We start from the raw sequence: 12,103 nt of genomic DNA on the forward strand, positions 1-12,103 counted from the left end.
TGATGATCTTCAATGATCCGGTGACGATTCCGGTGACGATCCGGTGATGAACTCAGACGGCTGACGCGAGCAGCCCGACCGGCCCCTGTGGGCCCTCGGTCAGGTCAGCGCCGGCTCCGCCTGAGGTACGTCGATGTCGATGCTGTCGAGCAGCGACTCTTGGTGCTGGGCGGCGGCGTTGAGCGCGTCATTCTCGTCCTGGATCCGTACGAGCTCGGATTCCAGGTCCTGGACGCGCTGCTGGAGCCGTCGCATCTCGGCGAGGAGTCGCGGGTCGGAACCGCCGACGTAACCGAGAAGCGCCTTTGCCATGATGGATGGTCCTCCACACTGAGTGACCGACCGATGCGGTGTGGGTCGTGAGGGAATCGCACCCGCGGTGCTCGGCAGTGCTCTGTCATCACTGCGGTTCTGCTGCCAAAGAACTCTGCCAAACAGCTAAGGTGCGCGGGGTTTTCAGCGTCTCACCAAAAAGTTTGACGGTCAACACGATCACACCCCGTAGACGCGGGTGACCCGGGGGCGCGCGGCTTGACGATCACGCGGCGCGACTCTCCTGCGGGGCCCTGGGGGGCGTGGAGATCATCCTTACTGCCGCAGCCTGGCACGGCAACCGAATCTTGGCAACTGTCCGGTCCTTCCGCAGGTCATTTCATGTGTACGCAGATGAGCGGCCCTTCTCGTCACCCCTCGCCGCCTGTCGAACACGGTCCGAACACGACCCCGAATTCGGACCTCATTCGGAACGGGATCAGCGGATGGCAAACCCCTCGTAACCGCCGCGCGGGGTGTCCCAGATCTCAGTGACTCCATCCACGCGTCCGGGTGTGTCGTCGGAGCGCAGCCACTCCAGCAGGCGGTGGCAATTCTCACGTTGTCCCTCGGCGACAACTTGCACTCGACCGTCGTCGAGATTGAGGGCGAATCCGGTGAGGCCACCGATCTCCAAAGCATTTGCCCTGGTGAACCAGCGGAACCCTACTTGCTGTACTCGGCCGCGCACCCAGGCGGTGAGTCGTACATCTTCGTTCATGGCCGAACGCTAACCGGCCAATTGCTCAAGGGTCACTTCACCCTGTTGAGCCATGGCGTACAGTCCCGTCGAAACCAGAGCCTCACTCGATCGGGTGAGGCGTATTGACGCCGATCCTGGCGTCCAGACCGCCGGAAGGGGACAGCAGATGGGACGCCATCGACGCTCCGCCGCAGGTCCCGTGGCAGGTTCGGCCACTGACACGTCCGCGGCCGCGAATGCCCGCGCGCACCGCGGCGCGCGCCGCAGGAAGCGGTCCGGCATGCCCGTGCGTACGGGACTGATCGGCGTCTCCGCTGCGATGGCCGTCGGAGCCGTGGCCGTGGCTTCGGGTCTGCTGCCCGGCGGCGGCACGTACCACGTGACCGGTGGCGCGGCCGCCGACCAGGTCCGCTCCCAGGGAGCGCCGGACCTGCTGACGCAGGGCGGCTCCACCACCGCTCCGGCCGGCCGCGGTATCGCGTCGGCCGAGGCCGGCCGCAGCACCGAGCGTTCCGCGGGGCCCCGGAAGTCCGAGCGGTCGGGCTCCCCCAGCACCTCGGCCACGCCGTCCGCCCCCCCTTCGAAGACGGCCGAGCGGACGGAGAGGACGAAGGCGCCCGCGGCGGCCGGGACGACCGGTTCCGCGCCGTCCGCCACGGCCTCGGCGGCGCCGACGACATCTGCCGCCGCTCCGGCGCGCAGGGCCACGACCCCGGCCGGCGACACCTCCGCCCAGGCCGCCGTGCTCGCGCTGGTCAACCAGGAGCGCGCGAAGGTCGGCTGCAGCCCGGTCACGGCCAGTGCCCCGCTCACCTCGCTCGCCCAGAACTTCAGTGACGACATGGCGGCCCGCGGCTTCTTCGACCACACCGACCCCGGCGGCCGGACCCCCTGGGACCGCGCGTCGAAGGCCGGTGTGACGGGGCTCGGCGGCGAGAACATCGCCCGCGGCCAGGCGGACGCACAGGCCGTGATGGACTCCTGGATGAACAGCGACGGCCACCGCACAAACATTCTCAACTGTGACTACGAGACCCTCGGCGTGGGAGTGCACTTCGGCTCCGGCGGCCCCTGGTGGACCCAGGACTTCGGCTTCTGATCCTTCCGGGCCCTCCAGGATTCCTTCTGGAGCGCATGGGCCGCACTTCTGCCTCATCACTTACGCTCGCACAGCGCACTCCAAAAGAGAGCGCTGTGCGGGCGTAAGCTGTTTCTCGTGGACGAGACCCCCCCGCGGGACGGCGCCGACAGCCTGCCCTTCGACGTGTTCTCCCGGCGGTGCCCCTCGCGCGGCACCCTGGAGCACGTCACCGGGCGCTGGGGCAGCCTGACGCTGACCGCGCTGTACGAGACGGGCGCCCGCTTCAACGAACTGCGCCGCAGGGTCGACGGGGTGAGCGAGAAGATGCTCTCCCAGACGCTTCACGCACTGGAGCGGGACGGCCTCGTCCTCCGGGAGGCGCAGCCCACCAATCCGCCGCGCGTCGACTACGAGCTGACCCCGCTGGGACGCGAGGTCGCCGGCCGGCTGCTCGGGCTGATCCAGCTCGTCGAGGGCCGGATGCCCGAGGTCCTCGACGCCCGCAGCCGTTACGACGAGGCGCGCGAGGTCACGCTCTAGGCGTGTTGGCCCGCGGCGGCCGCTGGCAGCTCGGGCAGTAGTAGCTGGAGCGGTTCATCCACGGGCGGCGGCGCATCGCCGTACCGCAGCGGTGGCAGGGCTCGTCCTCGCGCCCGTACGCGTCGAGCGACCGGTCGAAGTAGCCCGACTCGCCGTTCACATTGACGTAGAGGCTGTCGAAGCTGGTGCCGCCCTGCGCGAGCGCCGCGTTCATCACGTCGCGGACATGGCCGAGCAGCTCGGCCGACCTGGGCCGGGTCAGGGTCGCGGTGGGCCGGTCGTAGTGCAGCCTGGCGCGCCAGAGCGCCTCGTCCGCGTAGATGTTGCCGACGCCGCTGATCAGCGCCTGGTCGAGAAGGGCACGCTTGACCGTCGTCCGGCGCAGACGCAGAGCGGTGTCGAACGCCGCGTCGTCGAAGGCGGGGTCCAGGGGGTCGCGGGCGATGTGCGCGATGGTGTCGGGCAGCCCGTCCGGGGTGTTCTCGTGGACGGAGAGCCCGCCGAAGGTCCGCTGGTCGACGAAGCGCAGCTCGGTGCCGAGGGCGTCGTCGAAGCGGATCCGGATCCGGAGATGCTTCTCGTCGGGGGTGTCCTGCGGCTGTACGAGCAGCTGACCGCTCATGCCGAGGTGGCCGAGGAGCGAGGAGGAGTCGTCGTCCAGCGGAACCCACAGGTACTTGCCGCGGCGCATGGCCGTACCGAAGCGGCTGCCCCTGAGCCGGGCCGCGAAGTCCGTGGAACCCGCGAGATGGCGGCGGACCGCGCGCGGGTGCAGGACCTCGACCTCACCGACCGTGCGGCCGGTGACCCAGCGATCGAGACCGCGCCGTACGACTTCGACCTCAGGCAGCTCGGGCACGGAGTGGCTCCTCAAGAGACTGAACAGTTTAGACCGACCGGCAATTGGGGGGTGTACGGCCGATCCGCCGGACGCCCCCGCGGCGTGACTGTGCGGTCACGCCCCGGGTCCGGACAGGGAGAACCCCCCGGCGCACGAGGCACCGAGGGGTTCCCAGGTCAGGCCGGAGTGACGTCCGTGGACGGCAACGGGCCGGCAGGGGTGTCGGCGGCCCCTCCGTCGGCTGCGGCCTTCGCCGCGGCCTCCCGCTGCTCCGCAGCGGCGCTGATCTCGCGCCAGGCGGACTCCGCCGCCTGCTGCTCCGCTTCCTTCTTGCTACGGCCGGTGCCGGTGCCGTACGAGACACCACCGACGCGAGCAGCAGCAGTAAAGGTCTTCTCGTGGTCCGGGCCGGTCTCCGTGACGAGGTACTCGGGGACTCCGAGGCTCTCGCTCGCGGTGAGCTCCTGGAGGCTGGTCTTCCAGTCCAGGCCGGCGCCGAGGTTGGAGGACCTGTCGATCAGCGGGTCGAAGAGCCGGTGGACCAGCTCCGAGGCCGCACTGAGGCCTTGATCGAGATAGACCGCGCCGATCACCGCTTCAAGCGTGTCGGCGAGGATGGATGCCTTGTCCCTGCCGCCCGTACCCTCTTCGCCCCGGCCGAGCCGGATGAAGGAGCCGAGGTCGAGGCCGCGGCCCACCTCCGCAAGTGCACGCGAGTTGACCACCGCGGCCCGCAACTTGGCCAGCTGGCCTTCGGGCAGGTCGGGGTGGGTACGGTACAGCGTGTCCGTGACCACCAGGCCGAGTACCGAATCCCCGAGGAATTCGAGCCGCTCGTTGGTGGGCAGGCCGCCGTTCTCGTATGCGTACGAACGGTGGGTCAGCGCACGCACCAGAAGGGCGGACTCAAGGTGATACCCGAGCCGCCCTTCCAGAAGCGTGTGGGACGAGGCTGTGTTGACGTTGTCTGCCTGCTTCTTGGCGTGGGACAACTCAGACATCGGGCCTCTCACCAGCCGCTCAGACTTCGAGGACCTGGCGCTTGTTGTACGTGCCGCAGCTGGGGCACGCGATGTGCTGCAGCTTCGGCTCCTGGCAACGCTCGCACGAAACCAGGGTGGGGACCGCAGCCTTCCACTGCGACCGGCGGTGGCGCGTGTTGCTGCGCGACATCTTCCGCTTCGGAACAGCCACGGCTACTTCTCCTGCTTCTCGTCGACGCCCGCTTCGGCGCCGCCCATGTTGTCCTTCTCGCCGTCCTGAACGGTCTCGGCGAGTCCTTGCAATGCCGCCCAACGGATGTCGACGGCATCGTGGTGGTGACCGGGGTTCTCGTCCAGCCTGATCCCGCATTCGGAACACAGGCCGGCACAGGTCTCCCGGCACACCGGCTGCATCGGCAGTGCGAGCACCACCGCATCACGCAGCACTGGTTCGAGGTCGAACAAGCCGTCCTCGATGAAGAGCCTGTCCTCGTCGTCCTCGGCGTCGTCGGCCGGGTCCGCCGCCTTGCTGCGGCCCCGGTCATCGGCGTCAGGGTACGAGAACATCTCCTGGAAGTCCGCCGCAACCTCTTGGCGCAGCGGCTCCAGACACCTTACGCACTCCCCCTCGGCCGACGCACGGGCGGTGCCTGTGACGAGCACCCCTTCCATGACCGATTCGAGGCGGAGCTCCAGCTCCACGGGTGCGTCTTCCGGCACACCGATGACCCCGTCGATACCGAGGTCCTGGGGCGCGTCCACCGAGCGGGTCAGCCGCAGGAGGGCACCGGGACGCCGACCCAGCTCGTGCGTATCGAACACGAGAGGGTTTCGGTGGTCGAGGTGGCCGTTCAGGGCTTTTCCTGCTTTCGAAATCGTACGCATGGCGCAAAGCGCACCGTGGGGAGGGGCCGACCGGATCGGAGTCGAAGCGAGCAGCCGGGATCGCAGATCTACGCGCGACCGAAGAACCAGGATACTGGACGCGTTACCCTGCTCCCAACCGGGTCCGATTCCGGTCCCGAACCGGCCGGAACCGGTCGGTCTGTGTCCGGGTCGCCCCGGTCAGCGCTCCTGCTCGTACCGGCGGAGCTGATCGATGTCGATCATGCTGGTGTCGAAGAGGCTGGTCTCGTCGAGGGCGCTCTCGCCCTGCGGCGGAAGGGGCTGGTGCGCCGCCATCGGCTGCTGCCAGCCGTCGTACCCCTGCGGCTGCAGCTGTGCCTGGCCCTCGTCGTAGCCCTGCTGCTGATAGGCGGCGTACGGGTCCGGCTGCTGCTGGTACCCGTACATGTCCTGCTGCGGCTGCTCCTGGTACGCGTACGTCTCCGCGTAGCTCGGCTGCGCCTGTGCCGGGAAGTGCGGCTGGACCTGCTGGGGCACCGGCTGCGGCTCCGGGGTGGCGAGCTCGGCGAGACCGGCCCAGTGGTCATCGTCGCTGGTGTGGCCCTGGCTGCCCGCGGCATCCTGGGCGGCCATGTGCGCGCCGAGCTCGTCGGTGGCGACCCGGCCGTGCAGCTTCTGCCGGCCGCGGCCGACCGCTTCCAGGGTCTTGGCGAGCACGGCCTCGAACGCGCCGAGCTTGGTGTCCACGTACTCGTCGGCGCGGCGCCGGAGCGTCTCCGGGTCGGCGCTGCGCTCGGGGGCCTCGGCGAAGTCGGGATCCTCGTACCCCTGCTCGTCGAAGCCCTGGCCACGGCCGAGGAGCTTCTCGCGGCCCCGGTCGACGGAGCCGATGGTCTTGGTGAGGACGACCTCGAAGTTGGCGAGCTTGCTGTCGACGTACTCGTCGGCCTCGGCGCGTACCTCGTCGGCCTCCTGGCGGGCCTCGTCGAGGATGCGGTCGGCCTCGGTCCGGGACTGCCGGGCGATCTCGGTGTCGGAGATCAGTGAGCCGCGCTGGGCGTGGGCGGTCTCGATGATCCGCTCGGCCTCCTGTCGGGCCTGCTCGACCATCTGCTCCCGGCCGCCGATGAGTTCCTGGGCGTGGGCAAGTGAGCCGGGGAGGGCTTCACGTACCTCTTCGAGCATGGCGAGCAGATCGGCGCGGTTGACCACGCACGACGCCGACATGGGCATGGACCGGGCGTTCCTGACCGCTTCGACGATCTCGTCGAGCTTCTTCTGCACGTCCACCGTGTGCTCGCCACTCTCTACTGCTGATTGGAGACGGACGGGACGACTGTACGGCCAGTCGGCGCCCGTCCGACACCGGGTGACGGACTGTCAGTGCATCACTGCTGGGCGAGACGTTCGACGAGTGCCTCGTGGACCAGCGGCGGCAGCAGGTGCGAGACGTCGCCGCCCCAGGCCGCGACCTCCTTGACCAGGGAGGACGACAGGAAGCTGTACGTGGGATTTGTCGGCACGAAGAGCGTCTCGACCCCGGAGAGGCCGTTGTTCATCTGGGCCATCTGCAGCTCGTAGTCGAAGTCGCTGACGGCCCGCAGGCCCTTCACGATCGCCGGGATGTCGCGCTGCTTGCAGAAGTCGACCAGGAGGCCGTGGAAGGACTCGACCTCGACGTTGCCGAAGTCCGCGGTGACCTGACGGATCAGCTCGATCCGCTCGTCGATCGTGAACAGGCCCTTCTTGGACTGGTTGATCATCACCGCGACATGTACGACGTCGTACAGCTTCGAGGCGCGGCCAATGATGTCGAGGTGTCCATTGGTGATGGGGTCGAACGACCCCGGACAGACGGCGCGGCGCAACTTGAGTCCCTCGCTCTCCGGTGCGGTCATCGTGCGTCTTCGCACGTAGAGGCGGCGCGACCGTACCAAAGCGTTCCCTCGCCGTAGCGACGGGCCCGCAGTGGCTCGAATCCCTTGGGCCAGTTGAATTCTCCGCCTCTGGTGCTCCGTTCCACGGTGACGAGGGCATCGTCGGTGAGCCAGCCCTGAGCACGGAGTGTGAGCAGTATCTCGCCAAGGTCGCCATCGGTGACGGCGTACGGCGGATCCAGGAAGACCACGTCGTACGGGTCCGCGGGCGTCGGTCCTGTCATGATCTGTTCGGCTTTGCCGGTACGGACTTCGGCGCCGGGCAGACCGAGCGTACGGACGTTGTCCCGGACCGTGCGGGCGGCCTTGGTGTCGGCCTCGACGAGCAGGGCGTGGACCGCGCCGCGGGAGAGCGCTTCGAGACCGACGGCGCCCGAGCCCGCGTACAGATCCGCGATTCGGATGCCCTCCAGGGTGCCCAGGAGCGCTTCCCAGGTGGAGAACAGGCCCTCGCGTGCGCGGTCGGAGGTGGGGCGGGTGCCGGAGCCGGGCGGGACGGCCAGGCGGCGTCCGCCGGCCGAGCCGGCGATCACGCGGGTCATGGGTGTCTGATCCTCGGGTCGGGGGTGGCCCGCCGGGGTGGGGCGGGCGCCGTGCATCCCACGATATGGCGTCCGGCCCGCCGGGGCCCGGGGGCCCCGTGCGCTCAGCCCTTGTCGAGGTACTCCTCGCGCTCCTTGTCGAGCAGGGCGGCCAGCGCGGTGCGCAGCTCCGGGAGGCGGTCCAGGTCCGGATCCGCTGCGACGATCGTCACGGCCTCCTCGCGGGCTGCGGCGATGACCTCCTCGTCGTCGATGACGGAGAGCACCCTCAGGGACGTGCGGACCCCGGACTGGGCCTGGCCGAGGACATCGCCCTCGCGGCGCTGTTCGAGGTCGATCCGGGACAGTTCGAAGCCGTCGAGGGTGGCGGCGACGGCGGAGAGCCGGGCGCGGGCGGGGCTCGCCTCGTGCGCCTCGCTGACGAGCAGGCAGAGGCCGGCGGCGGAGCCCCGGCCGACCCGGCCGCGGAGCTGGTGGAGCTGGGAGACGCCGAACCGGTCGGCGTCCATGATCACCATCGCGGTGGCGTTGGGGACGTTGACCCCGACCTCGATGACGGTCGTCGCGACCAGGACGTCGACCTGGCCCGCGGCGAAGCGGCGCATCACGTCGTCCTTGTCGTCGGGGTTCATCCTGCCGTGCAGCACCTCGATGCGCAGACCGGCCAGGGCGCCCTTGGCGAGCTGTTCGGCGATCTCCAGGACCGCGAGCGGCGGGCGCTTCTCCCCGTCCTCCTCGGCTGCCTTCTCCGCGGCCTTCTTCCTGTTCTTCTTCTCGGCCTCGTCGTCGGCGTCGTCACCGATCCGGGGGCAGACGACGTATGCCTGATGCCCGTTCCCGACCTCCTCGCGGACCCGCTCCCAGGCGCGGCTGAGGAAGTGCGGCTTGTCCTTGGCGGGGACGACATGGCTGGCGATCGGCGAGCGGCCCGCCGGCAGCTGGTCCAGGACGGACGTCTCCAGGTCGCCGAAGACCGTCATCGCGACCGTACGGGGAATGGGGGTGGCGGTCATCACCAGCAGGTGCGGCGGCTGCTTCCCCTTGGACCGCAGCGCGTCGCGCTGTTCCACGCCGAAGCGGTGCTGCTCGTCGACGACGACCAGCCCCAGGTCGTGGAACTGCACCTTGTCCTCGATCAGCGCATGCGTGCCGATCACGATCCCGGCCTCGCCGGTGACCAGGTCCAGCAACGCCTGACGGCGGGCCGCCATCCCCATGGACCCGGTCAGCAGCACCACCTTCGTACCGAGGTCGGAGCCGTCCAGCGCCCGCCCGTCGCCCGACCGCCGCCCCTCCTGAGGAGGCGCTTCGCGCCACAGCCCCCAGTTTTCGGCGAGCTCGCCCATCATTTCGGTGATGGAGCGGTGGTGCTGCTGGGCGAGCACCTCGGTGGGGGCGAGCATCGCGGCCTGTCCGCCCGCGTCGACGACGGCGAGCATGGCGCGCAGCGCGACCATGGTCTTCCCGGACCCGACTTCGCCCTGCAGCAGCCGGTGCATCGGGTGCTCGGTCGCCAGGTCGTCGAAGATCTCCTTGGAGACCTTCTCCTGGCCCTCGGTGAGGGTGAACGGCAGTTTGGCGTCGAAGGCGTCGAGCAGCCCGCCGTGCCCTGGCCTGCGTGCCACCGCCGGGAGCTGGGTGTCCGCGTACCGTCGGCGGGCGAGCGCGACCTGCAGGACGAACGCCTCGTCCCACTTCAGCCGGTCCCTGGCGTCGGCGATGTCCGCCTTGGTCTGCGGGCGGTGGATCTTCAGCAGTGCCTCGGGCAGCGGGGTGAAGCCACGCCCCTCGCGCAGCGGGAGCGGCAGCGGGTCAACGGCGTCCCGGGCGCTGGGCAGCACGGTGTCGACGGCCTTGGCGATCCGCCAGGAGTCGAGCTGCTTGCAGGCGGGATAGATGGGCAGCAGCCGCCCGGCGAAGGCGTCCACCGCCTCCGTGGCCTCGTCGGCGTCCGCGGTGTCGAGCAGCTGGTACGTGGGGTGCGCGAGCTGCATCTTCCGGTTGAAGACGGAGACCTTGCCCGCGAACATCGCCCGGCGGCCCGGCAGGAGCTCCTTGTGCGGCTTGTGCACGCCGTGGCCGAAGAAGACCAGCTGCAGCCGGCCGCTGCCGTCGGTGAGGGTCACCTCCAGGCGCTTGCCCCTGCCGTTGTTGAACACCATGATCCGCGCGTCGGCGACCTGGGCGACGACGGTCACGTGCTCGTCCAGCGGGAGGTCCGCCAGCGCGGTGAGCTGGCCGCGCTCCTCGTACCGCCGCGGGTAGTGGTGCAGCAGATCACCGACCGTGTGCAGGTCGAGGTGCTCGGCCATCACCTTCGCGGTGGCACCGCCGAGCAGCTTCTTCAGGGGTTCATCGAACGCGGACACGCGATCCATTGCACACCACGCCACTGACAGAAGTCGCCCGCACCACCGGAATCCCCTGGTCGGAAACGTCTGCGCGCCACTGGGACCGGTCCCCGGCTCCTCGCTCGCGATCGCCCGGCCCGCCCCGTCGCCCGTCCTCCAACGGCGCTGCGACGATGACATCCGCGGTGACCGTTGCGCCGTCGATCGCTGGACGGACTCGATGTCGCCGCCCGGCCGGCGATCGAGGACAACCCGGCCCCGGGGGCGGGTTGTCCTACTCCACCCCGATCAGCAGCGGAGCGCACTGGCGGCCGCCCCGGTACACCACCGTGTCCACCGCCAGGTACCCCTCGCGCACATGCTCCTGCAGTGCCTCCGCCAGGCTGTCCGGCACGTCCTCGCCCAGGACCAGCGTCACGAGTTCACCGCCCGCCGACAGCATCCGGTCGAGGACGGCCCGGGCCGTGCCGGGCACGTCCTCGCCGATGACCGCCACATCGCCGTCGATCAGCCCCAGGATGTCGCCGGCCTGGCAGATGCCCGCCATGGTCCACGACTGCCGCTCGGCGACGGCCAGTTCGGCGTACCGGGTGGCGCCGGCCGCGGCGGTCATCGCCACCACGTCCTCGTCGAAGCTGCGGTCCGGTTCGTGGACGGCGAGCGCCGCGATGCCCTGGACGGCGGCGCGGGTCGGGATCAGGGCGACCCTGATGCCTTCCGTTCGGGCCTGCTCCGCGGCCGCCGCGGCCGTGTGGCGCAGCTCCGCGTCGTTGGGCAGGAGGACCACCTCGCGGGCGTGGGCGCGACGGATCGCATCGACCAGTTCACCGCTGGCGGGCGGCTCTCCGGGGCGGGCGAGCACCGTGGTCGCGCCGGCCTCCGTGCACAGCCCGGAGAGCCCGTCGCCCGGGACCACCACGACGACACCGCGCTGGGCGGGCTCGCTGTGGCGGGGGTGGACCCGGTCGGCGCCGAAGTGGGTGATCCGGATCCGGTACGGTCTGCCCGCCTCGACCCCGGCCTCCACCGCCGCACCGGCGTCGTCGACATGGACGTGGACGTTCCACAGCCCGTCGCCGCCGACCACGACAAGCGAGTCGCCGAGCCCGTCGAGCCGGGCCCGCAGCCGGTCGACGGCGTCGTCCCGGGCCTCCAGGAGATAGATCACCTCGAAGGCGGGTCCGTCCGCCGGGCCGCCTGCCGCGCAGTCGTCGGCGACGGCAGCGGTCACGGGGGCGATGTCGGGCGTCACCCAGGTCCCGCGTGCGGGCGCCTCACCGGAGACCGCCTCGACAAGCGCCCCCAGGACGGTCACCAGGCCACGGCCTCCGGCGTCGACGACTCCCGCCCGCCCGAGGACGGCGAGCTGCCCGGGGGTCGCGTCCAGTGCCGTACGCGCCCCTTCGTACGCCGCCTGCGCGACCGCTTCCGGTCTCGGGTCGCCCGCCGTGCACCCGGCGGCCTCGGCGGCCGCCGAGGCCACGGTCAGCACCGTGCCCTCGACAGGGTGCGCGACGGCCTGCCGGGCGGCCTCGGCGGCCCGGGTCAGGGCGCGGCGCAGATGGTCCGCATCGTGCCCGTCGGCCAGCACCTCCGCCATGCCGCGCAACAGCTGCGCAAGGATCGTGCCGGAGTTGCCGCGGGCGCCGATCAGCGCCCCGTGTGCCATGGCTCGTACGACATCGGCGAGGGCGGGCACGGACGTACCGGTCTCGTGGGCGGCGAAGACCGCCTCGACGGCGGCCGCCGCCGATTCCACCGTCAGATAGAGGTTGGTGCCGGTGTCCCCGTCCGCGACGGGGTAGACGTTGATCGCGTCGATCGCCTCACGCTCCCGGCCCAACGCCTCCAGCGCCAGTGAGCACCAGGTACGCACCGCGACGGCGTTCATGTCGTCGGCGGTCTGCGGCACCTGGTGTTCCTCCTGGAGAGCGGCCGTGCGGGCTGACTGAACCGCAGACTAGTCC

At 70.3% G+C, this 12,103-nt stretch carries 13 protein-coding genes; 2 read left to right on the forward strand and 11 right to left on the reverse strand.

Going from position 1 to position 12,103, the window contains the following annotated elements:
• Window positions 1–99: 99 nt before the first annotated feature.
• Window positions 100–312, reverse strand: a complete 213-nt coding sequence (locus OH809_RS13005; RefSeq protein ID WP_018551753.1) for a hypothetical protein — start codon at window positions 310–312, stop codon at window positions 100–102.
• A gap of 439 nt (window positions 313–751) precedes the next feature.
• Complete coding sequence (locus OH809_RS13010; RefSeq protein WP_093778642.1) at window positions 752–1,033, reverse strand: acylphosphatase; 282 nt, start codon at window positions 1,031–1,033, stop codon at window positions 752–754.
• A 148-nt stretch (window positions 1,034–1,181) separates the two neighbouring features.
• Here OH809_RS13010 and OH809_RS13015 point away from each other — a divergent pair, with 148 nt between their 5' ends.
• Both OH809_RS13015 and OH809_RS13020 read left to right on the forward strand, forming a co-directional pair.
• Window positions 1,182–2,114 carry a CAP domain-containing protein gene (locus OH809_RS13015; protein WP_406515109.1) on the forward strand — a complete coding sequence of 311 codons (933 nt, stop codon included), beginning with the start codon at window positions 1,182–1,184 and terminating at the stop codon, window positions 2,112–2,114.
• Window positions 2,115–2,231: 117 nt separating this feature from the next.
• Window positions 2,232–2,636, forward strand: coding sequence for a winged helix-turn-helix transcriptional regulator (locus OH809_RS13020; RefSeq protein WP_406515110.1), 405 nt, complete (start codon window positions 2,232–2,234; stop codon window positions 2,634–2,636).
• Here OH809_RS13020 and mutM read toward each other — a convergent pair.
• The 9 genes from mutM to OH809_RS13065 form a co-directional block, all read right to left on the reverse strand.
• Complete coding sequence (mutM, locus tag OH809_RS13025) at window positions 2,626–3,495, reverse strand: bifunctional DNA-formamidopyrimidine glycosylase/DNA-(apurinic or apyrimidinic site) lyase (RefSeq protein ID WP_406422237.1); 870 nt, start codon at window positions 3,493–3,495, stop codon at window positions 2,626–2,628. The genes OH809_RS13020 and mutM overlap by 11 nt on opposite strands.
• A 158-nt stretch (window positions 3,496–3,653) precedes the next feature.
• Window positions 3,654–4,478 carry a ribonuclease III gene (gene rnc / locus OH809_RS13030; protein ID WP_406422236.1) on the reverse strand — a complete coding sequence of 275 codons (825 nt, stop codon included), beginning with the start codon at window positions 4,476–4,478 and terminating at the stop codon, window positions 3,654–3,656.
• A gap of 19 nt (window positions 4,479–4,497) precedes the next feature.
• Window positions 4,498–4,671: a 50S ribosomal protein L32 gene (gene rpmF / locus OH809_RS13035; RefSeq protein WP_003965982.1), complete on the reverse strand. Its 174-nt coding sequence runs from the start codon at window positions 4,669–4,671 to the stop codon at window positions 4,498–4,500.
• 2 nt (window positions 4,672–4,673) lie between these two features.
• The gene (locus OH809_RS13040) at window positions 4,674–5,345 is read right to left on the reverse strand and encodes a YceD family protein (RefSeq protein WP_406422235.1); all 672 of its coding nucleotides are present in this window, start codon (window positions 5,343–5,345) and stop codon (window positions 4,674–4,676) included.
• 180 nt (window positions 5,346–5,525) lie between these two features.
• Window positions 5,526–6,596 (reverse strand): cell division initiation protein, encoded by a 1,071-nt coding sequence (locus OH809_RS13045; protein WP_406515111.1) that lies wholly within the window; start codon window positions 6,594–6,596, stop codon window positions 5,526–5,528.
• 98 nt (window positions 6,597–6,694) lie between these two features.
• Complete coding sequence (gene coaD, locus OH809_RS13050; RefSeq protein ID WP_366134445.1) at window positions 6,695–7,174, reverse strand: pantetheine-phosphate adenylyltransferase; 480 nt, start codon at window positions 7,172–7,174, stop codon at window positions 6,695–6,697.
• 26 nt (window positions 7,175–7,200) lie between these two features.
• A complete protein-coding gene (gene rsmD, locus OH809_RS13055) occupies window positions 7,201–7,785 on the reverse strand; it encodes a 16S rRNA (guanine(966)-N(2))-methyltransferase RsmD (RefSeq protein WP_406422233.1) in 585 nt (194 codons plus the stop codon).
• A gap of 104 nt (window positions 7,786–7,889) precedes the next feature.
• On the reverse strand, window positions 7,890–10,163 hold the full coding sequence (recG, locus tag OH809_RS13060) for an ATP-dependent DNA helicase RecG (RefSeq protein WP_406422232.1): 2,274 nt from the start codon (window positions 10,161–10,163) through the stop codon (window positions 7,890–7,892).
• Between the two features lie 247 nt (window positions 10,164–10,410).
• Window positions 10,411–12,048 (reverse strand): DAK2 domain-containing protein, encoded by a 1,638-nt coding sequence (locus OH809_RS13065; RefSeq protein ID WP_406422231.1) that lies wholly within the window; start codon window positions 12,046–12,048, stop codon window positions 10,411–10,413.
• Between the last annotated feature and the right edge of the window lie 55 nt (window positions 12,049–12,103).

The organism is Streptomyces sp. NBC_00873, from assembly GCF_045207415.1.
Lineage (GTDB): Bacteria > Actinomycetota > Actinomycetes > Streptomycetales > Streptomycetaceae > Streptomyces.